23 protein-coding genes are annotated in these 20,762 nt (G+C 63.5%); 13 read left to right on the forward strand and 10 right to left on the reverse strand.

The features are described from left to right. Positions 1–32 precede the first annotated feature (32 nt). The 3 genes from RAK07_RS00355 to RAK07_RS00365 form a co-directional block, all read right to left on the reverse strand. A complete protein-coding gene (locus RAK07_RS00355) occupies positions 33–2,171 on the reverse strand; it encodes an ATP-binding protein (protein ID WP_305730874.1) in 2,139 nt (712 codons plus the stop codon). A 10-nt stretch (positions 2,172–2,181) separates the two neighbouring features. Then, entirely contained in the window at positions 2,182–4,476 is a 2,295-nt protein-coding gene (locus tag RAK07_RS00360) for an ATP-binding protein (protein WP_305730875.1), read from the reverse strand. Positions 4,477–4,571: 95 nt separating this feature from the next. Continuing rightward, positions 4,572–5,804 carry an MFS transporter gene (locus RAK07_RS00365; protein WP_305730876.1) on the reverse strand — a complete coding sequence of 411 codons (1,233 nt, stop codon included), beginning with the start codon at positions 5,802–5,804 and terminating at the stop codon, positions 4,572–4,574. Positions 5,805–5,933: 129 nt separating this feature from the next. On the opposite strand from RAK07_RS00365, the gene RAK07_RS00370 reads away from it, so the two are divergent. From RAK07_RS00370 to RAK07_RS00400, 7 genes are all read left to right on the forward strand, one after another. After that, complete coding sequence (locus RAK07_RS00370; protein ID WP_305730877.1) at positions 5,934–6,236, forward strand: PGPGW domain-containing protein; 303 nt, start codon at positions 5,934–5,936, stop codon at positions 6,234–6,236. Between the two features lie 197 nt (positions 6,237–6,433). Continuing rightward, positions 6,434–7,285, forward strand: a complete 852-nt coding sequence (gene htpX, locus RAK07_RS00375; RefSeq protein ID WP_305733455.1) for a zinc metalloprotease HtpX — start codon at positions 6,434–6,436, stop codon at positions 7,283–7,285. Between the two features lie 6 nt (positions 7,286–7,291). Further along, positions 7,292–7,876, forward strand: a complete 585-nt coding sequence (locus RAK07_RS00380; RefSeq protein WP_305730878.1) for a TMEM165/GDT1 family protein — start codon at positions 7,292–7,294, stop codon at positions 7,874–7,876. A gap of 194 nt (positions 7,877–8,070) precedes the next feature. Next, positions 8,071–8,295, forward strand: a complete 225-nt coding sequence (locus tag RAK07_RS00385; RefSeq protein ID WP_305730879.1) for a hypothetical protein — start codon at positions 8,071–8,073, stop codon at positions 8,293–8,295. Positions 8,296–8,484: 189 nt separating this feature from the next. Next, positions 8,485–9,891, forward strand: a complete 1,407-nt coding sequence (resB, locus tag RAK07_RS00390; RefSeq protein WP_305730880.1) for a cytochrome c biogenesis protein ResB — start codon at positions 8,485–8,487, stop codon at positions 9,889–9,891. Then, entirely contained in the window at positions 9,885–10,733 is an 849-nt protein-coding gene (gene ccsB / locus RAK07_RS00395; RefSeq protein ID WP_305730881.1) for a c-type cytochrome biogenesis protein CcsB, read from the forward strand. Before resB ends, ccsB begins: the two co-directional genes overlap by 7 nt. Positions 10,734–10,924: 191 nt before the next feature. Further along, complete coding sequence (locus RAK07_RS00400; RefSeq protein ID WP_305730882.1) at positions 10,925–11,863, forward strand: TerC family protein; 939 nt, start codon at positions 10,925–10,927, stop codon at positions 11,861–11,863. 64 nt (positions 11,864–11,927) lie between these two features. Here RAK07_RS00400 and amrA read toward each other — a convergent pair whose 3' ends face one another. The 3 genes from amrA to RAK07_RS00415 are packed head-to-tail and all read right to left on the reverse strand — an operon-like array spanning position 11,928 to position 13,545. Then, complete coding sequence (gene amrA / locus RAK07_RS00405) at positions 11,928–12,461, reverse strand: AmmeMemoRadiSam system protein A (RefSeq protein ID WP_305730883.1); 534 nt, start codon at positions 12,459–12,461, stop codon at positions 11,928–11,930. A gap of 16 nt (positions 12,462–12,477) precedes the next feature. Beyond that, entirely contained in the window at positions 12,478–12,987 is a 510-nt protein-coding gene (gene def / locus RAK07_RS00410) for a peptide deformylase (protein WP_305730884.1), read from the reverse strand. Beyond that, positions 12,988–13,545, reverse strand: a complete 558-nt coding sequence (locus RAK07_RS00415; protein WP_305730885.1) for a glycine cleavage system transcriptional repressor — start codon at positions 13,543–13,545, stop codon at positions 12,988–12,990. It lies immediately after the preceding gene. A gap of 117 nt (positions 13,546–13,662) precedes the next feature. Between RAK07_RS00415 and RAK07_RS00420 the strand changes: the two genes are divergently transcribed. Further along, positions 13,663–14,175: a DUF2062 domain-containing protein gene (locus RAK07_RS00420; RefSeq protein WP_305730886.1), complete on the forward strand. Its 513-nt coding sequence runs from the start codon at positions 13,663–13,665 to the stop codon at positions 14,173–14,175. Next, the gene (gene radC / locus RAK07_RS00425) at positions 14,172–14,864 is read left to right on the forward strand and encodes a RadC family protein (RefSeq protein WP_305730887.1); all 693 of its coding nucleotides are present in this window, start codon (positions 14,172–14,174) and stop codon (positions 14,862–14,864) included. Before RAK07_RS00420 ends, radC begins: the two co-directional genes overlap by 4 nt. Before the next feature lie 125 nt (positions 14,865–14,989). On the opposite strand, the gene RAK07_RS00430 is transcribed toward radC, so the two are convergent. Then, entirely contained in the window at positions 14,990–15,241 is a 252-nt protein-coding gene (locus RAK07_RS00430) for a GSU3128 family (seleno)protein (RefSeq protein WP_305730888.1), read from the reverse strand. Positions 15,242–15,418: 177 nt separating this feature from the next. Between RAK07_RS00430 and RAK07_RS00435 the strand changes: the two genes are divergently transcribed. The 4 genes from RAK07_RS00435 to RAK07_RS00450 all read left to right on the forward strand — a co-directional run bounded on the left by RAK07_RS00435 (position 15,419) and on the right by RAK07_RS00450 (position 17,061). Continuing rightward, on the forward strand, positions 15,419–15,745 hold the full coding sequence (locus tag RAK07_RS00435) for a YggT family protein (RefSeq protein ID WP_305730889.1): 327 nt from the start codon (positions 15,419–15,421) through the stop codon (positions 15,743–15,745). A gap of 3 nt (positions 15,746–15,748) precedes the next feature. After that, entirely contained in the window at positions 15,749–16,204 is a 456-nt protein-coding gene (locus tag RAK07_RS00440; protein ID WP_305730890.1) for a DivIVA domain-containing protein, read from the forward strand. Next, positions 16,191–16,496: a DUF167 domain-containing protein gene (locus RAK07_RS00445; RefSeq protein ID WP_305730891.1), complete on the forward strand. Its 306-nt coding sequence runs from the start codon at positions 16,191–16,193 to the stop codon at positions 16,494–16,496. The genes RAK07_RS00440 and RAK07_RS00445 overlap by 14 nt, the downstream gene beginning before the upstream one ends. 73 nt (positions 16,497–16,569) lie before the next feature. Continuing rightward, entirely contained in the window at positions 16,570–17,061 is a 492-nt protein-coding gene (locus RAK07_RS00450) for an FKBP-type peptidyl-prolyl cis-trans isomerase (RefSeq protein ID WP_305730892.1), read from the forward strand. Between the two features lie 100 nt (positions 17,062–17,161). On the opposite strand, the gene RAK07_RS00455 is transcribed toward RAK07_RS00450, so the two are convergent. From RAK07_RS00455 to galT, 3 genes are read right to left on the reverse strand one after another with little or no spacing between them, the layout of a single operon-like run. Further along, positions 17,162–18,628: a DUF3426 domain-containing protein gene (locus RAK07_RS00455; protein WP_305730893.1), complete on the reverse strand. Its 1,467-nt coding sequence runs from the start codon at positions 18,626–18,628 to the stop codon at positions 17,162–17,164. A gap of 58 nt (positions 18,629–18,686) precedes the next feature. Continuing rightward, entirely contained in the window at positions 18,687–19,574 is an 888-nt protein-coding gene (locus tag RAK07_RS00460) for a TIGR02757 family protein (RefSeq protein ID WP_305730894.1), read from the reverse strand. Continuing rightward, entirely contained in the window at positions 19,571–20,599 is a 1,029-nt protein-coding gene (galT, locus tag RAK07_RS00465) for a galactose-1-phosphate uridylyltransferase (protein ID WP_305730895.1), read from the reverse strand. Before galT ends, RAK07_RS00460 begins: the two co-directional genes overlap by 4 nt. Positions 20,600–20,762 lie beyond the last annotated feature (163 nt).

Consider the following 20,762-nt stretch of genomic DNA (forward strand, 5'->3'; position numbering starts at 1 on the left):
CTGTCAACAGCCATCTGTCGCTGTCGGCCCGGTCAGGCATGGTGTCGCGAGACGCGTACGATTTCGTCGCGCAGGGTCTGCAGGTCCACCGGTTTGGCCAGGTAGCCGTCAAAGCCTTCGGCCAGCAGCCGGTCGCGGTCGCCGCTCATGGCCAGGGCCGTGAGTGCGATGATCGGAACGTGTCCTCCCAGAACCTGTTCCTGCCGGCGGATGGCGGCGGTGGCCAGGATGCCATCCATTTCCGGCATCTGGATATCCATGATGATGCAGTCCCACGAACCGGTATGCCACTTTTCCAAGGCGTGGTTGCCGTTTGTCACCACCTCGGAACGGTGGCCGGCCTTGGTCAGCAGCGCCTTGATGGTGATGGCGTTCAAATCGTTGTCTTCCGCCACCAGAATGTTGAGGTCGCGCGGCTGGGAAGCCGGGGCTGGCGGGGGCGGCGGGGCTTTCCCGGTTTCCCGCTCTGTGCTCTCCCCTGTCGCCGGCAGTTTGAACGGCAGTTCGACATACAGGCGGCTTCCCTTGCCGAGGGTGCTTTCCGCCCAGATCCGTCCTCCCATCAGTTCGGTCAGGCGACGACAGATGGCCAGCCCCAATCCGCTTCCCTCGTAGGGGCGGGTTATCGATGTGTCGGCCTGCTCAAAGGGAGCAAATGCGCGGCCGAGGGTTTCGGGAGACATGCCGATGCCGGTGTCCCGCACCTCCAGGCGGATCACGCTGCCGCGCTCCTGCAAGGAGAGCGCCTCGGCGGTGACGACGATGCCGCCGCGTTCGGTGAACTTGACGGCATTGCCCACCAGGTTGAGCAGTATCTGGCGAAACCGCAACGGGTCGCCCACCAGAAATTCCGGAATGTCGTCGGCGATAATGGTTTTGAGCTGCAACTGTTTCTGCTCCAAGCGGGGTGCCTGCTTCTCGATGACGTCGGCGATACAGCGGCGAATGGAAAAGGAGGCATCCTCCAGGAAGAGCTTGCCGGCCTCGATCCGCGCCAGATCGAGAATGTCGTTGAGCAGCGCCAGCAGGGTGCGGCTGGAGGTCTCCAGGTTCCGCAGATACTCCTCCTGCCTCGAATTCAGCGGGGTAAAGCGCAGGAGCTGGGTCATGCCGAAGATGCCGTTCATGGGCGTGCGGATTTCGTGGCTCATGTTGGCCAGGAATTCGCTTTTGGCGCGGCTGGCCACTTCGGCGGCCTGCCGGGCCCGTTCCAGCTCCGCTTCGTAGTTCTTGCGTTCGGTGATATCGCGGGACAGCACGACAAACTGCTGTCCCGGTTCCTGCTGCGCGGTGCCCCGGGCCACCGACAACTCGAACCAGTGATCGCCCCGGGGGAGCGACAGACAGAGCTGCCGGCCGCGGGAGTAGCCGGTTTCAGCAGCCTCGCGCAGGGCATCCATGCAGACATCGGCCGCTGCGGGGGGGAGCACGTCGTGCACCCGCTTGCCGATCAGCTCTTCCACCGGGGCCGCCAGTGCGTCGGTATCCCGGGCGTAACAGCGCAGGTAACGGCCGCTGCGGTCAATCTCAAACAGCAGGTCGGGAATGGCGCTTACCAGACTTTTCAGATGGTTCCGTTCAAGCTCCAGGGCCTTTTCGGCCCGGATGTGCCGTTCCATCTGCAGGAACAGCAGGCAGACCAGCAGGGTGGCGGGGGGGTACAGCAGCAGTACCGGCAGGGTGATGTTCGAGAGGGCCAGAGTGGCGGCGGCGGCGGGCAGGAGTATCATGCAGGCGATCATCCAGAGATGCACCAGCAGGCCGAACAGATAGAGCCCCGGCAAGCTGGCGCACCAGGTGCTGCGTCGGCGCAGATAGTGCCAGACAACCCCGAGAGCGGCGGAGCCGGCGATGACCGCCACCCCCATCGGGGCACCGACCCCACCCAGCCAGCCCCGGTAGGCGGCGGCAATGCCGGCGGCGAGCAGTGCCGTTATCGGGCCGCAGACAAAGCCGGCCACCGCCAGAATGATGGAGCGACCGTCAAAGATCAGCCCCGGCTGCAGCACCACCGGCGTCATCATGCCGACCAGGCTGACGCTGCCGAAGAGCAGGCCCGAAATCAACGGATAGGCGACCCGGTTCTGCCGCATCCTCCGGATCAGCAGGCTGTGCACGAAGGACAGGGCCACCAGCAGGGCGATGTTCTGTATCAGTGAAAGGTACAGCATCGGCTCTCCATTACACCGCCGCCCTGCTCCGGTCGCTGGTGATCCGCTCCAGCTCCGTCAGCAGTCTCTGCATCTCCACCGGCTTTGCCAGATAGCCGTCAAAGCCGGCATGCAGCAGCCGTTCCCGATCATCCCGCATGGCATGGGCGGTCAGCGCCACCACCGGGGTGCGGGTGGCTGCGTGCTGCTCGGTCTGGCGGATGAACTGCAGGGCCTCGATCCCGTCCATGACCGGCATCTGGATATCCATCAGGATCAGGTCGACCCCCCCCTTCATCCAGAAAGCCAGCGCCTCCTTGCCGTCGGCGGCGCAGATGACGCTGTAGCCGTGTTTTTTGAGTATTTCGGCGACTGCCTTCTGGTTGATCAGGTTGTCCTCGGCAATCAGAATGGTGCGGCCGTCGCCTGTCGTCGGCGTCGTATCGCCGGCTGGCGGGGCCGGTGCCTCCGCCAGCGGCGCCGCCCTGAAGGGAAGCGTGATGGTGAAGCGACTTCCCTTGCCTGCTTCGCTTTCAAGCGTGATGCTGCCCCCCATGCGCTGTACCAGCTTGTTGCAGATGGAGAGTCCCAGACCGCTGCCGCCGTAGCTGCGGGTATGGGACATGTCGGCCTGCACGAACGGCTCGAAGATCCGCTCCCGGTCCTTCTGGTCAATGCCGATGCCGGTATCGCTGACCGTGACCCGCAGGGTCACCACGCCGTCGCCGGTGTCGTCGGTAGCGGCATGCAGGACGATTTCGCCCTGGTGCGTGAACTTGACCGCGTTACCCAGCAGGTTGCTGACAACCTGGGTCAGTCGCCGGCTGTCGCCCAGCACCCGCGCCCCCAGGCCATCGGCCAGTTCGACGGTCAGTGCCAGCCCGCGCTCTTCAATGGCGGTGCGGTGCGGCACGATGGCGGAGGTGATGCTCTCCCGCAGGACAAAGGGTGCCTCCTGTGTCCTGATGTCCGCCGCATCCAGGCTGGCCAGGTCCAGCAGATCGTTGACCAGTGCCAGTTCGTTGCCGGCGGACAGCTCGATCATCCGCAGATACTCACGCTGTTCGCAGCTGAGTTCGGTCATATCCAGCAATTGAGCACCGCCGATAACGCCGTTCAGCGGCGTACGCAGTTCGTGGCTGATCACCGCCAGCAGTTCGTTCTTGGTGCGGGTGGAGGCTTCCGCCGCATCGCGGGCCGTAATCAGCATCTCTTCGGCTTGTTTGTAGTGGGTGATATCCTGCAGGGTGCCCACCAGATAGCTGCCGCTGTGGTTTTCAACCCGGCCCAGACAGCGTACGTCGCACCAGAACTGACGTCCCGTCGCCGTGGTCATCCGGCAGGTATGGCTGAAGCCGCTGCCGCTTTTCCAGGACTCGGCAAGTGCCTGGTCAATGCGGTCCCTGTCATCCGGATGGACGACGGAAAAGCCTGATTCGTGGGTAAGCCGGAACTCCGCGGGGCACTCCAGCATCTGGTACAGTTCGTCGGTCCAGCGCAGCACGCCGGTGTCGGGATTGGATTTCCACCCCCCCACCCGGGCGATGGCCTGGCTTTCCCGCAGGAACAGGGCCGTCTCCTGGAGGCGTTCTTCCGCCTCTTCCCGCCGGCGCTGCTGGCGGTCGTACAGAATACTGCCCACGGTGATCGATGCCATCCCCAGCAGCCAGATGCCGCCGTGTGCCAGGCGAATCGCCCTGACGCTCTGCGATGCGGCCGCCAGGTGGGGGGCAAGCGGGACGGCGGTACTGATACCGCCGCGGATGCCTCCCACCGGAATACCGGTGTCGGCATGGCATTTCAGGCAGCCCTGTTCCATTTTCATCGGCAGGATCAGGCGGTAGTACGGTGCGCCGTTGATGGTGACCGTCGTCGAAGCCGACTCGGCGCCGCTTGCAAACGCGAGCAAGGCCTGCCGTTCCCAGTCATCGGGTGCATTGTCGGGATTTTTCAGGTGCAGGCTGGTGATATGCCCCTTGGTGCCGTGCGTTTCGTTGTACATCGCCATGACCTGGCGGGTGACGTAGGCGGGGTTCATCAGGGTGAGCAGGTCGCCGTCGCTGGTGACGATATCCCGTTTGGGGACGGTCAGCCAGGGGTTGGGCGGGGTCTGGGCGGTGGGGCGGACGTAGACGCCGCCATGCATGGTGACCCAGCGCCGGAAGGTCAGATCCTTGAGAATGGTGTTGCGGGCTTCGTGATGGGCGAACTCGTTGATGCGGTGCTGGCTGAGGTGTTCGTTCCAGAGTAGTGAGGCCAGTATGATGACGGACCAGAGCAGCCCCCACTGCGCAAGCAGTTTCCGTACAGAGCGATCGGTCGGCATGGAACGGCTTCTCCCGTTGGGCAGGTAGTGTGGTGGTCGGCTCTCCTGAATGCTCTTAAGCTTGTATCATCCTGCCATGTAAAGTCAATGGCTGGTCAGTGCTTTGGCGGCGGCAACCGCAGTGCGGCCAGGGAAGCGGCAAAGGTTGTGGCGGCGGCCGTCAGGTAGGCGGGGGCGAAACTGCCTGCCTGCTTGCCGATCATGCCGGCCAGTGCCGGGCCGAGGGTCTGGCCGGCGGCAAAAAAGACCGTTACCAGGGCAAAGGAGCCGGCGGCCCGTGCCGCGCCCAGATAGTCCCCCACCGTGGCGGCCATGATGGCCGGAATGGCGAAAACAGCCGAACCGTACAGAACGATGGAGAGGGCCAGGCCGATGGCGCCCGGCGCACGTCCCGCCAGCAGGTAAGCCAGGGTCTGTACCAGGAAGACCAGGGCCAGCCCCCGTGGTCGTCCGATGCGGTCGGACAGTGCGCCGAAGGCAACTCCCGAGAACACGCTGAACAGGCCCACAAAGGACCAGTAACGTCCGGCCTGCGCTTCGCTGAAGCCATGTTCCGCCACCATGGTGGTGACGATGAAGGTGCCGTAGATCATGAAGGTGGCGCCGAATGCCAGGTAGAGGAGCCCAAGCCGTGCCAGCAGCCAGGCGTCGCCTCTGTGCTCCGTCGGGGGGTACGGGGGCTGTTCCGGCAGGCCCGCAGCCTCCCCCATGGCTTCGCTTCCGGTCTCAGCCGGATGATTGCGCAGCAGCAGCCCGGCGATGCAGGACACCAGCAGCGTCACGCCGGCCAAAAGGCTCCAGGCGGTCCGCCAGCCGTCGGCCCCCAGCCGGCTGTTCAGGACCGGTATCAGGAGTCCGGCACAGATGATGGCCATACCGTTGCCGCCGATGATCAGGCCGGCGGCCCGTCCCCGCATCCGGCTCCTGAACCAGCAGGGCACCAGCGCCATCAGGGGGATGTTGGCGAAACCGCCACCGGCACCGGTCAGCACATACAGCAGCAGAATCCGCTCGTACTGCGTGGCGTGGCTGATGCCGGCCATACTGAGGGCGATCAGCAGCAGGCCGGCAACAATGACGGCTCGGGGACGAAAGCGTTTGATCAGGGACGGCGCCAGCAACACCGCTACCAGGTAGCCGCTGAAATTGGCGGTGCCGATAAACCCCATTTGATCGTAGGAAAACCCAAGGCCGCTCTGCATGGCCGGTACCAGCATCGTATAGGCGTAGCGGGCCAGTCCCAGGCAGGAAAAAAGCACCAGGGCGCCGGTAACGATGATCACCCAGCCGTAGTGCAGCCGGGCGCTATGTGGGCTGTTTTCGGACATTACGGCGCATCATGGCATATCCGGAAACCGGAATCCATGGCGAATATGGGTTCGGCGAATTCCGTTGACTGCGCTTCGAGAGCTGAAGTATTTAGTTCAAAACAACGTTATGTAGCCATGGGTCGAAGGATGATACAGTGGACACTGAAACAGGCCCGCCGTCTGATTGTGGCGGTCATCGGCGGTACGGTGCTGATCGCCGGGATCGTTATGATCGTGACGCCGGGGCCGGCGGTGGTGGTGATTCCCCTGGGCTTGGGAATTCTTGCCACGGAGTTCGTCTGGGCGCGGCATCTGCTGCAGCGGGTACGGGATCATATCGCCAGGGCCGCGGAGAAAGTGAAGAACAAGAATGGCGGTGCCGCCAATCCCGTTGCCGGCACATCCGGCTGCACCGATTCAAATCCCCTTGACAACGGCGGGGGGCGCTGACTATCATTACCCTCAACCATAAAGGGGAGTAGCTACCGGCCGGAGACATGGCCGGCCCATGATCCGTCAATACGGCCCTGCGGCCCGGACATGGGGCGAGTGACATCGACAGCAAGACCTTTATCCAGGTGTTTTCAGGCGCCCAGGATAAAGGTCTTTTTTAATACTCCGCGAACGCACAGGAGGGACAGGTCATGATGAACCGATTCAAGACAACCGTGCTGTTAAGCCTTTTGACGGTATTGCTGGTCATGATGGGGGGGGCGCTGGGCGGCCAGGGGGGCATGCTGATCGCCTTCGTGATGGCGGCGGTGATGAATTTCGGCAGTTACTGGTTTTCCGACAAGATCGTGCTGCGCATGTACAATGCCCAGGAGGTGACCCGGGCCGACAACCCGGCCTTCTACGACATGATCAAGCGCCTGGCCGATCGTGCAGGGCTGCCGATGCCCAAGGTCTACATTATTCCGGACCAGTCTCCCAACGCCTTCGCCACCGGCCGTAACCCCGAGCATGCCGCCGTGGCGGCCACGGAGGGAATCCTGCGGATTCTTTCGCCCGAGGAACTGGAAGGGGTGATGGCCCACGAGCTGGCCCACGTCAAGAACCGCGACATTCTGGTCTCCACCATTGCCGCCACCTTTGCCGGCGCCATCTCCATGATCGGCAGCATGCTGCAGTGGGGCGCCATGCTGGGGGCCGGTCGCGGTGACGATGAGGAGGGGGGCGGTATCGGTGGTCTGGTCGGCTCCCTGGCCATGGCGATTATTGCGCCGATCGCCGCCATGCTGATCCAGATGGCGGTTTCCCGCTCGCGGGAGTACCTGGCCGACGCCACCGGCGCTGAAATCTGCGGCAAGCCCCTGGCGCTGGCCGGTGCCCTGGCCAAGCTGCAGAACGCCTCGCAGATGATCCCGATGGACGACCAGCGGCCGGCCACGGCCCACCTCTTTATCGTCAACCCGCTCACTGGCGGCGGCCTGGCGTCGCTGTTCTCCACGCACCCGCCGATGGAAGAGCGGATTGCGCGGTTGCGGGCGATGCGGTAGCCACGGGTGGAGTCGATCTTTGTCAGTACCTTTGCCCTGATCTTTCTGGCGGAGCTGGGCGACAAGACCCAGCTCACCGCCATGGCCCTGGCGCTGCGCTACCCCTGGCGCCGGATATTCATCGGTATTGCCGCCGCGTTCGTGGTGCTGAACCTGGCGGCGGTGCTGGTGGGGAAGGTCCTTTTTCTGCTCTTGCCGATTTTCTGGGTGACCCTGGTGTCGGCACTGCTGTTTTTGTATTTCGGGTACAGTACGCTGCGGCACGCCTGCGCCGATGCGGATGATGACGCACCGCCGCCACCAGCGGCAAGTGCGGTGCGCACTGCCTTCGTGATGATTTTCATGGCGGAGCTGGGCGACAAGACCCAGCTGGTGACCGCCAGCCAGGCGGCGCGTTATTCCGGCAGCCTTGCCGGCATGGCATCGGTCTTTTCCGCCTCCACCCTGGCGCTGTGGTCGGTGTCGCTGCTGGGCATCTTCGCCGGACGTCAGCTGGTCCGCTACATTCCGGTCTGCTGGATACACCGGGCAGCCGGGGTGATGTTTCTCCTGTTCGGCCTGCTGATGGCCATCAGGTGTTTTTCGATGTAGCTGCACGGTGACCACGCTGGAATACCTGTGATCCCGCTGAAAGGGGAGTACCGCGCTTCCATGAATTCGAGCCGTTTCCGCATAAGCTGTGCGACACTGCTGGCGGTGCTTGCCCTGGCAATGTTGCTGGTACTGCCCTTCGCTGCCTTCAGCCAGCCGACACCCTACCAGGCGGCAGCGGCGGACAGTACGGGTTGCTGCGGCGGCTGCCCCGTTACCCCCCCGCCGAGGCCCCCCTCCCCACCGACGGCTGCTGTGCCGCCGAAGGGTGCTGTAGCGCCTGTAGCGCTCCTTTGGGTACCCGTGTCCTGCTCCCCGTTGTTGCTCCTGTCGTCGGCCGCCTGGCCGCTACCGATCCGCTGGTGCTGTTTCCCGAAGTCTATCTCCCCATCTTCGTCCCTCCCGAAAGCCGCTCCTGACGTCGTTCCGATACCGGACCGCCGCTGCCCGCAGTGGCGCGTCATTGAGGGCGGGGCGCGGAGCTTCCCGCCAGAGGTGCCGTTTATCGCCTCTGGTGCTGTGGCTTGGTGCCCGGCATCCGTTTCCCCTCCCTCGTGCTGCAGATGAGGTACATCCGCCCGATCGTACCCAGAGGAGATTATCCAATCATGTCCACTCCATCACCTTCACCGGCGACCCGGCTCCTGGATGCCCTGGCGTCGCTGCGTCTTACCATGGCACTGCTCCTGGTCCTTGCCCTGGTGTCGATTATCGGCACCGTCATCCCCCAGGGAGAGCTGGCGCCGGAATATCTCGCCTCCATCGGCGGCGAGCAGGGCAACCGCTACAAACTCTATGCAATGCTCGGCTTTTTCAACATGTACCACTCCTGGTGGTTCGTGGGGCTTTTGTCCCTGTTGTCGGCAAACCTGCTGGCCTGTTCCCTCAAGCGGCTGCCGGCGGTCTGGCGTCTGGCGTTCAAGCCGGACGGCATCCTGAGCGAGGCGGTGGAACGCTCCGCCACCGGCAGCCATCATATTCCCGCCGATGCGGCATGCGCCGCAGGGCAGGTCGAGGAACGTCTGCGTGCCGCCTGGGGCGGGTTCACCGCCCTCGAACATGACGGGGCGCGACATCTTTTCGCCCAGCGCCGTCCCTGGAACAGACTGGCGGCCTACGTGGTGCATGCCAGCATTATTCTTATCTTCATCGGCGCCATCATCGGCAGCCTGTTCGGTTTCAAGGGGTTTGTAACCATCCCCGAGGGAGACACCGTCAGCACCTACCAGGACCGGCGGGGTGGCGAGCGCCCCCTGGGCTTCGAGATCCGCTGCGACCAGTTTACGGTCACCTACTACGACGCCCCCGGCGGCGGTCCCAGCCAGATGCCCAAGGAGTTCAAGAGTATCCTGACCCTGACCGAAAACGGCACCGAAGTGCCCGGTTACAAACATGCCCGGGTGATCGTCAACGAGCCGCTCACCTATCGGGGGATCACCTTCTACCAGTCCAGCTACGGTCAGGTGGGCTCCTTCAGCTTCCGGGTCGGCGGTGCCGCCGGCGCGGAGGCCGCCACGGTGACGGTGGAGAGCGGCCATGCCGCCCGGCTGCCGGACGGCAGCAGCCTGCAGGTGCTGGAAACGGTACCCGATGTCGCCCCCTTCATACCGGGCCTGCACGGTCCTGCCGCCCGGGTCGCCCTGCATCCCGCCGACGGCACTCCCCACCGGGTTTTTGTCTCCTTTGCCGCCCATCCGGAGTTGAACCGGCAACAGGCACAGGAGAACGGCGGTCCGCTGGTTGAGTATCTGGGGGGAACGGAGCGCCCCTATACCGGGCTGCAGGTCAACAAGGACCCCGGCGTCTGGGTGGTCTGGGTCGGCTGCATTCTGATGTGCCTTGCCCTGTATGCCGGGTTCTTCATGCCCCATCAGCGCATCTGGGTGCGCATCACTGAGCACGGTGTCACGGTCGCCGGTCATACAACCAGGGGGCAGGAGCCGTTTCGTCGGACATTGGAGGAACTGGTCGCGAGCCTTACGAAACCGGACGCCAAGGAGGAGCAATCATGCTGAGTGCGAAACTGTTCAACATCACCACCATTTTCTACATGGCCTCCACCCTGGCCTTCCTGGGGTACCTGGCCGGTCGCAATAAAAACGTCGGCCTGGGCGGCGTCGTCCTGGCCTGGGGCGGTTTTGCCATCCACACCGTCGCCACCCTGCTGCGCTGGAAGGAATCCTACGACATCGGCCTGGGACACGCCCCGCTCTCCAACCTCTACGAGTCGGTGGTCTTCTTTGCCTGGAGCATCGTGCTGATTTTCGGGCTGATCGACGCCAAATACAAGTACCGGGTCATCGGCGCCTTTGTCATGCCCTTTGCCCTGCTGGCCATGGCCTGGGGCCAGCTGTATCTTCCCACCGACATCAACCCGCTGATGCCGGCCCTGCAGAGCAACTGGCTGCTCTACCACGTGCTGACCTGCTTTCTGGGCTATGCCGGTTTTGCGGTGGCCTGCGGCGTCTCCATCATGTACCTGATCAAGGTGCGGAGTGAGGAGAAAGGGACGGCGGCAGCCGGCAGCATTGTCTCCCAGTTCCCGCCCACCAAGGTGCTGGATGAGCTGAACTACAAGGCGATCATGATCGGCTTTCCGCTCTTGACCCTGGGGATCATCACCGGCGCGGCCTGGGCCAACTACGCCTGGGGCACCTACTGGAGCTGGGACCCGAAGGAGACCTGGTCCCTGATCGTCTGGTTCATCTACGCTGCGTTCCTGCACGCCCGCTTCACCAAGGGGTGGGTGGGCAAGCGGGCCGCCTGGCTCTCCATCATCGGATTCCTTGCTACCCTGTTCTGCTATCTGGGGGTCAACCTGCTGCTGTCCGGTTTGCACAGCTACGGCGGCCTGTAGGAGGCGTTCAACGCCTGTCCGGCGTCCGGGTGCGTGCGCACAGGCAACGGCAGCGCCGTCTGTGTCGTACCGCCCCGGAACGTCGGGCGGGGATGAATAAATGCTCCCGGTTTTCAGGCTTTTGGCGTAGTATGAAAAAATTGCGTTTTACCTACGCCATCAGGGCCATGCAGGAAAGCAGAGGAGCAGCCATGTCGCCGGAAACAATTATGTGGGTCGCCTTCGGGTTGATGGTTTCAGTGGTGTTGTTCATTGACCTGGGCCTGAACCGCAAGAGCCATGTCGTCAGCTTTCGGGAAGCCGCCGGCTGGAGTCTGCTCTGGTTCACCCTGGCCCTGCTCTTTGACCTGGGCATCTGGCTGACCATGGGCTCCCAGAAGGCCCTGGAGTTTCTGACCGGCTACCTGATCGAGCAGTCGCTGTCGGTGGACAACCTGTTCGTCTTCATCATGATCTTCACGGTGTTCGGTGTACGGGGAGAACTGCAGGCGCGGGTGCTGAAGTGGGGCATTCTGGGGGCCATCGTGCTGCGGCTTTTGTTCATCTTCATCGGGTCGGCCCTGCTGAAGGAGTTTCAGTGGCTGTTCTACATCTTCGGCATCCTGTTGCTCTACACCGCCTGGAAGATGGCCTTCGGCGAGGACGAGGAAATGGAGCCGGACAAGAATCCGCTGGTGCGTTGTGCCCGCCGTATGCTGCCGATGACGAAAAAGATACGGGGAGACTGGTTCTTTACCCGCCGCCTGGGGTTGTGGGTTTCCAGCCCCCTTTTCATGGTACTGCTGGTGGTGGAAAGCAGCGACGTGGTCTTTGCCCTGGATTCGATTCCGGCCATCTTCGCCATCACCCTGGACCCCTTCATCGTGCTCACCTCCAACATCTTTGCGATCATGGGCCTGCGGTCGCTGTTTTTCCTTTTGTCAAACCTGATGGGGATGTTCGCCTACCTCAAGTTCGGCATCTCTTTCATCCTGGCCTTTGTCGGGCTCAAGATGATCCTGATGATGACCGGCGTTCATATCCCGATCGCCCTCTCCCTGGCGGTGATCGTCCTTACCCTCGCCGCGGCGGTGGTGGTTTCGGTACTTGTTCGCAAGCCGGAGGACGGGGAACTGCCCGAATCAGTCTGAGCCGGCCGCAGCCTGCGTTCCTGGCGGGCTTTTCCCGTGTCGCAGGGGGAGCTGCCGGGTCCTGCTATTCCCCGAAAATTTCGGCGGTGAAGACCAGCATCCGGCAGCTGCGGCGCCAGGCATCCTCGGGAAGCCCGGCCTTGCGACAGGTCTGGCGCAGGAAGGTTTCCCGGTCCCAGCCCTGCTCAACGGCCACCTGGGGCAGCAGCACGCCGTGGGCGGCGCCTTGGATAACGTAGAGGCCGTGGGTTCCCACCTCGATTTCGTCAACGGAGGTGATATCCCGCAGCGGGGAGAGCACGGAGATTTCCAGCTGGAAGTCGGCCAGCTCCTCCACCTGCATCGGGCGAAAGCGGGGATCGTGGGTGGCGGCGGACACCGCCATCTCCCGCACTGTTTCCCAAAGCGGCTGCTCCGATACGAAGGTGCCGATGCAGCCCCGCAACTGTTTCCTGCGCTTGATGGTGACGAAGCAGCCCGATCTGATGCACAGGGGGGGTGAGGGATTTTCGACGACCGGCAGGAGGGAGCCGCCGACACGGGCAACGATGGTTTCCCGGGCCAGGCGGAGCAACTGCTGCTGTTCCGATGGGGTCATGGTGCTCCTCCCGTGTTCAGCGGTAGTTTTTGCGTCTGAACAGGCCGGTGGCCACATTGATCACCCGGTCCAGAAACAGCACCCCGTCCAGGTGATCCATCTCATGCTGGATCGCCACCGCCTCGAACCCGGTGGCCCGCACCTCCCGCGGCTCGCCGGTGAGGCCGTCCAGGAAGCGGACGGTGATCTCCGTTGCCCGTTCCACGTCGCCGGTATAGTCCGGCACGCTCATGCACCCCTCCCGCATGACGGCGGAGCCGGCGTGTTCGATGATCTCCGGATTGACCATCAGCAGTCTGCCGTGATTGTTGTCCCTGCCGTGGCGGCTTTGGGAAACATCCACGACGCAGACCCGCAAGCCCACGCCGATCTGCGGCGCAGCAACCCCCACGGAGCCGGGGCCGGCCTCCATGGTATCCACCAGATCCTGCACCAGGGTTCTGATCTCGTCGTCCAGGCGGGGCACCGGATGGGCCAGCTTTTTCAGCAGCGGATGGGGGTATTTCAGAATGCTCTGGACTGCCATCTACAGCTCCACCGGCGTGATCACCCGCACGCCGATCTCCACCTTGAGTTCCGTTTTCAGTCCGGCGAGCAGCCCTTCCACCTCCGCAGGGGCGAGGTCGTCGGGCAGGGCCGCTTCCAGCAGCATGATGTAGACCGGTTCCGTCTCGGTTCCGGCCAGCTTGGTCTGCAGGTCCATGATGTTGACCTTGCGGGCTGCCAATGCGCTGGTGACCCGGTAGACGATGCCCGGTTGATCGGCGCCGTAGACCGTGATCTGACAGATTTCCCCCGGTGCTTCAGTGCGCCGCTCCTCGCCTGTCGTGAGGTGACGTACCGACAGAGTCATACCCAACCGGTCGCAGGCCGGTTTCAGCTCGTCCACCAGGCGGCTCTTGGTGAACGGTCGAGGGTGGGAGACGATCAGGATCATGGCGAATTCGCCGGCCAGCATGGCGCAACTGGAGTCGGCGATATTGCAGCCCAGGCGATAGAAGACCTCGGTAACACCGGCAACGATACCGGTACGGTCGGCGCCGACCACGGATACGGCGAAATAGGTCGATTCGTTCGAATGCATGATCCGCTCCTTGTCGAAGGTTCTGAAACTGTTCGTTGGTATCACTAACCGGCCGGCCGTCGCAACGGTTTTGACGATTGACAAAGCAACAGTCCCCTCTTTAGACTGGCGTCGCCCATGACACGAGATCAACTTAAACAGCGCTTTACCGCCATTCTTGCCCTGGACAGCCATCCCGGCCATATCGCCGCCGGTTTCGCCGTGGGGGTCTTCATCAGCATTACCCCTTTCTTCGGTCTGCACACCGCCATGGCCGTGGCTGCCGCCTTCCTGTTCCGACTCAACAAGCTGACCACCATCACCGGTGCCTGGATCAATACGCCGCTGACCGTGCCGCCGGTGCTGATCGCCTGCTACAAGCTGGGGGCCTGGCTGCTGGGGGAAACGGCCCGTCCCTTCAGCGTCACCACCCTGGAATGGGACTATCTCAAAGGGTACGCCGAGGCCCTCATGCTGGGCAGCGCCGTGATCGGCCTGGCTGCTGCGGCGGCGGGGTACGGACTCTGCTACTGGCTGGTGGTGCGCTTCCGGCGCAAGGATCCCGCCCTGGCCGAGCTGACCCGTGAAACGCTTTTGACCGGTGAAGACCTGGAGCAGGTGCTGGAACAGCCGGACAGGAACCGACCATGAGTGGCGGCGGAATTAATCAGTGGCCCGAGGAGGAGCGGCCCCGCGAGAAACTGCTCAAGCGGGGCAGTGCGGCCCTCTCCGATGCCGAATTGCTGGCGCTGGTACTGCGCAGCGGTGATGCGGCAACGGGCCGTTCCGCCATCGATCTGGGGCGCACCCTGCTGGCCCGGTTCGAGGGCAGCCTGCGTGCCCTTGCCCGGGCTGAACTGAACGAACTGCAACAGGTGAAGGGGCTGGGGTTGGCCAAGGCGGCTTCGTTGAAGGCTGCCTTTGTCCTGGCTTCCCGCTTCCAGGCGCGCCCCCTCGTTGCGCTGGAGCGCTTCACCGCTCCGGCACAGGTTTTCGACTACTTTCACCATGAGTTGCGCGACGCGGTGAAGGAACAGTTCCTGGTACTGCTGCTGGACGGCAGGAACCGGATTACCCGCAAGGTAGCGGTGTCCGAGGGGTCCCTCAACCAGAGCATCGTCCATCCCCGGGAGGTCTTTGTCCCGGCGGTGCGGGAGTCAGCGGCGGCAGTCATCTTCGTGCATAACCATCCCTCTGGCGATCCGGCCCCCAGTCGGGAGGACCGGGAGCTCACCCGCCGCCTGAAGGAGGCGGGTGAGCTGCTGGGGATTCGGGTGCTGGATCACGTCATCATCGGTGACGGCAGCTACTTCAGTTTTACGGAGTCGGGACTGTTGTAAAAAACGTGCTGCCGGCGGCCGGCGGCGCTGGTGCGAAGGCCGCAGCTCCCGGTGGCCGGCCTTGAGCTCACGCTCCATGAGCCGCGGTATCCGGTCTTCCCCATGACGTTGTTCAGTTCCGGCCTTTATGCAAGATCATCCATCAGGTCCAGCACAAAATTCTTGGCCCGTCCGGCCGGGGCGATCACCCCGTAGGCCATCGCCTCCTTCAGTTCGGCGCTCCCGGCGCCGGCAGCCTTTGCCAAGGCTGCGTGTTTCTTCAGTCAGGTGGGACACCCGACGGCCACGGCGCATCCCACCCGGATCAGCTCACGGGTTTTCGTGTCCAGCACCTCTTCGTACTCGAAATCGGCAAACAGTTTCTTGCGGATTTTCACGCATCATCCCTCCTTCCGTTGTGTGATTGCCTGGTTGATATTGCCAGCCCATGATAGCGGCGCTGCAGTACTTCGGCAAGTCTCCGGTTGCTGCCGGTGCCGCCGGAGAGAACTTTTGACATTCCAGGGGGGTTACGGCATAGTATCGAGCTACGTTCACCGGAGGTTGCAGCTCTCATGATCCTTTTCGCCAACATCCTGTATGCGCTGGCCAAGATCGTCGAACTGGCCGATGGCCTGCTGACGATCTACAAGTATATCCTGATCGCCACGGTGCTGCTTTCCTGGGTCAACCCCGATCCCTACAACCCGATCGTCAACTTTCTCTACCGGGTGACCGAGCCGGTGTTGAGCAGAATCCGCCGCCACCTCCCGGCCTTCGGGCCGATGGACCTGTCGCCGCTGGTGGCCTTTGCCGCCATCTACGTGCTGCAGATCGTGCTGCTGGATACCCTGTATCAATACCTGATCAACTACAGCATGCTTCTCAAGCTGAAGGGATAAGTGATGAAGATTACCCCCCTCGACATTCAGCAGCAGCAGTTCAAGGGCAAGATGCTGGGCGGGCTCGACCCCGAGGATGTGGATGCCTTTCTGCAGGCGGTGGCCCAGGAGATGGAAGGGCTGGTCCGCGAGAACGGCGACCTGAAGGAGCAGGCGACCCGTCAGTCGCGTGAGCTGGAAGACCTGGTGAGCAAGGAAAAGGATCTGCGGGAAACCATGTTGGCGGCCCAGCGGATCACGGAAGAAATGAAGGCCAATGCCCAGAAGGAGGCCGAGCTGCTGGTGGCCGAGGCCCGTCTGGAGGCCCGTCGGCTGGTGGACGAGGCCGAGCGGCAGGTGGCTGAGCTGCAGGCGCGGGTTCAGGATGTCCGTCGTCAGCGGCTCCAGTTCGAGACCGATCTGAAGGCACTGCTGGACACCTACGCCCGGATGCTCGGCAGCAGCCATGGGCAGCAATGAGCAGACCTCCTGGTATCGTCAGGAGGGGGAGGCGCTGCTGGTGCACCTCTACGTGCAGCCCAGGGCTTCCCGCAGCCGGATCTGCGGCATCCACGAGGGTGAGCTGAAGCTGCAGCTCGCGGCGCCGCCGGTGGACGGAGCGGCCAACGATGCATGCCGTTCCTTTTTTGCCCGGCTTTGCAAGGTACCCCGTTCGGCGGTGACCATACTTGCCGGTGAGACCTCACGGCACAAGCGGCTGCGGATCGCAGGAGGATCGGTTGCACCGATTATGGCGGTGCTTGGGGAGTAGCAGAACAGCAGCATTTTTTAATCCCCGGGCCCGTATGGCTGCCGGGGGCATTTTGTCGCGAAAGGATACCAGCATGGCACAGGCACAACAGGGTAATACGGTTCGGGTTCACTATACCGGTACCCTTGAAGACGGAACGGTTTTCGATTCATCCGAAACAGTTGAGGAAGGGAGCGGCTGCTGTTCCAGCGGCTGCAGCCCGGCATCCGGTTGCGGCGGGGCGGAGCCGCTGGAGTTTGCCATCGGCCAGGGGAGCGTTATCCCCGGTTTTGAAAAGGCGGTAATCGGGCTGAGCGTGGGCGAACGGGTCACGGTGACCATTCCCGCCGATGAGGCCTACGGCCCCCACCACAGTCAGATGGTGGCGGTGGTCAACCGCGCCGAGATGAGCAACGAGATTGAACCGATCGAGGGTCAGCAGCTGGAAGTGGTACTGCAGGACGGCTCCACCATGCCGGTGCTGATCACCGAGGTGACCGAGACCACGGTGACCCTGGACGCCAACCATCCGCTGGCCGGCCGGGATCTGACCTTCGATATCAAGCTGGTGGAGATCGTTTCCTGAGGCTTTGGAGCGCAATCGCACGAAACGTAAAAGGGCTGTCCCGTGTGGGGACAGCCCTTTTTTCATGTGTATGCTCGGCAGATTGCTGAAAGTCTGTGGGCTACTTGCTGGCAGCCACCGTTGATCCTGCCGCTTCCACGGCAAAGTCCCGTCCCTCCTTGGGAGGGTTGACAACGACGATGGTGAAGGGGATCGCCTTGCCCGGTTGAACCTCCAGATTGACCAGCGAGTCGCCGAACTGGTTGTTCATGGTGGTCTCGATCTTGTCCGCCGGCATGGTGAGTAGTTGTTCGCGGGTCAGTTGGTTGCCGGCATAGGCGGTCTTGCTGGTCAGTACGCTGCCGTCGCCGGCGTAGAGCGTTGCCTTCACCTGCAGGGAAGCGCGGGGCTTGCTGAACTGGTTGACTGCTTCACCGGTGATCACCAGCAGCTCGCCGGCCGTGGTCTGCTCCAGGAAAAAGGCGCCGGTTTTCTGGATCGTGATTCTGCCCTCCTCGGCCGGCACGCGCGACTTTTCGAACAGTTTGAGAGCGCCGGGACCGTCGGAGAGGTGATGGTAGGACAGGTAGCCCAAGGCGCCGACCACCAGTACGGTGACCACCGCAATCAGGGAAGAAAGCAGCGGGCTTTGGCGCCGTCGCGAGCTGATGGCCAGCGGAGGTACTTCCTCGGACTGGGGCTGCTCGGGAACCGCAAAGGTGATGGCCGGGGATGTCGGAGCAGGGGGGGCTTCCACCACAGCGGGACGGCCTGCAGTGGTTTCGTTCTCGAACGTCAGGTCGCCCAGGCCGAAGGAGTCCTCAGCGGCCGCCGCGGCGTCCGGCGTCGGCGCGGGGGAAAACATGAATGCTGCCGGCGTCCCCGTCGGTGCCGGAGTGTCGCCGGGGGGAAGGGGGGGCGGCAGCTCAGCGGCCATGGCTGGGGAGGAAACCGTGGGTTCGTCAAAGGGGTTCTCGATCCCGATTGCCGGCTCCGGTGGCGGGAACGGGGCGGCGGATTCTGCCGGCTGCTGCGGGGGAGCCATAACCATGGTCATGTCGCCGAAGGTCTCCTGACCCGTCGCGGCCGGCTCGCTGCCGAAGGAAAGATCGCTGAAGTCGACGCTGCCCGCTGCCGCGTCGGTCTGGGCCAAGTCGAACTCGCTTGCCGCCGGGCCGAAGGATGGGGGGGGCGATGTTGCAAGGGAGATATCCCCGAAAGTGGTATCCACGGCTGCGGCCGTGTCCGTTGCAGCAGGAGACGCTTCCAGCGGCGTGTCGCCGAAATCGAAGACAGGCGACGGTTCCGGCTCAAACCCGGCCACCTCCGGCTCGGCCGGTGGGGCTGCGGCCATGCGGACCGTTGCGTCGGCGGTTTCCAGGGCAGGAGCCCAGAGATCCTCCGCAACCGGTGACGGGGGCGCTGCCGCTGCTGCGCCGAGCGGTGGTGCCGTCTCCGGTGCGTTCTCTTCCCGCTGCACCGTGAAGACGTGACGGCACTTCGCGCAACGGACCTTGACGCCCCGCTCGGAGACCTTTTCGTCGTCAAGCCTGAATTTTGTCCGGCACTGTTCGCATTGAACGATCATCGTCGTCTCCCCTTCCGGGCATAATCCGGGAAATCCCTGCAAAATCTGCGATTTTGTATCAGAAGCGCGCTACCCTGTCAATTCGCTTGTCCGCGGCGCACAGCCCCCGCACCATACAGCGGATGCAGGATGCGCCGGGGGAACCGGTGCACCCTTCCGAGATACCCAGATGACAGAGGGAGAAATCGTACTTGACCGGATCGTCGGGATCGAGGCGGCGCAGGTTGTCGGTGATCTGGCAGGCCATGCGCCAGTCCGGGGTGCGGCGATCGCTCAGTCCCAGCAGTTGGCCGATCCGTTCGATATGCCGGTCCACCGGGATGATCAGTTGACGGGGGTGCACGCCGTGCCAGAGCCCCAGGTCGATGCCGTCTGCCGGGCGTACCAGCCAGCGCAGCAGCATGCAGAGCCGTTTGCAGGCGCTGCCGGAGGCCGGCGAGGGGAACAGGAAGCGATAGGAGGCCCGTTGCGGCAGCCCCTGTTCCCCGAACACCGGGCTGTAGTCGAGGGCCAGGACGGCGTCGGCGAAGCCGATCAGCCCCGCCTCCACCGTGGGAGCCTGCCGGTCGTGAAATCGCAGGAAAAAGGCTTCGATGGTGCCTGCCTGGTGCCGTATTTGCCGGATGGCCCAGAGCAGGGCCGCCAAGTCGCGGCCGTCGTTGAAGCGGTGCTTGAAACCGGCAAAGGTTTCGGCCGCCAGTCGTGGATCGAGCCGCTCCAGGTAACGCCGGGGGGAAGGCCCCAGCTCGCCGAAGATCCGCTCCAGGCTGCCGCGGATCACCCCGACCGCGCCGTAGGCGAAGCAGGAAGCGAGTAGCGCGGCAATCTCCCGGTCCTCGCGGTGCTGGTAGCGATGGCAGAAGGCGAGGGGGTCGTTGGCCAGGTGCTGCTGCGAGCGGCTTCGGTACAACGTCTCCAGAGCCGCTTTGAGATGGGCCGGTGTCACGGAATTTCCACCTCCCGCAGAAAGCGGGCAGCATCCTCCGGCGAGGTGGGGTTGATGTAGAAGCCGGTGCCCCACTCGAAACCGGCGATGGAGGTGAGCCGCGGCACCAGTTCGATATGCCAGTGGTAGTCGTACTCCAGGGAGGACCAGAGCGACGGCTTGCCGGGACGGCGGTGCATGGGGGGCGAGGTGTGCAGGATGAAGTTGTAGGGGGCGTCTTTCAGCACGATCTTGATGCGCAGCAGCATATCCCGGAGCGCCACCGCCAGTTCGGCCAGTTGGGCGTCGTTCATCAGGGCAAAGTCGTGGGCGTGTCGCTTGGGGTAGAGGCGCAGCTCAAAGGGGAAGCTGGCCGCATAGGGGGCCAGGGTGACGAAGTTGGCGAACTCCCGTACCACCCTGCTCCCCTCCTTCAGTTCAAAGGCGATCACGTCGCAGAACAGGCAGCGCTCCTTGGCGGCGTAGTGATTGCGGCAGACCTTCAGTTCCGTGGCCGCAACCGGCGGCAGGAGCGGCACCGCGATCAACTGGCTGTGGGAGTGGGCGAGCGTAGCCCCGGCCCGGGCGCCGTGGTTCTTGAACAGAATCATGTAGCGGAAGCGAAAATCGCGGCGCAGGTCAAGGATGCGGGTGCGCCAGGCGATCAGCACGTCGGTGATCTCGTTGGGGGAGAGGTCGGCCAGGGATTTGTCGTGGTCCGGGGTCTCGATGATCACTTCGTGGGCACCGATGCCGTTCATCAGGTCATAGGGACCGTAACCGCGATTCTCCAGTTCCCCCTCGATCCGCAATGCCGGATATTTGTTGGGGATTACCCGCACCTTCCAGTTGGCGGCGTTGGGCAGCCCGCTCCCCCGGATGGCAAAGATCTCCGGCGGCGTCTTGTCCTCGTTGCCGTAGCAGAACGGGCAGGCGGTCACCGGTAACGGCACCGGTTCGGCGTGGAAATCACGGGGACGGCGTCCCCGCTCGGTGGCGATGATGACCCAGCAGAGCTTCAAGGGGTCCCAGCGTAGTTCTGACATACCGTTCACTCCCGTCTGGCAGGTTGCCGAAAACCAGCCGTCTCGCCGCCGCCCTCGAACGTCCCCCTTTGTGCGGCGTAGCACTGCTCGGCCGCCGCGGGGCTCGTCTCACGGGTGCGACGATCTGGCTATTGTTGAGCAACTGCGGTTTTTTAACAACCGG

This window comes from Trichlorobacter ammonificans (genome assembly GCF_933509905.1).
GTDB lineage: Bacteria > Desulfobacterota > Desulfuromonadia > Geobacterales > Pseudopelobacteraceae > Trichlorobacter > Trichlorobacter ammonificans.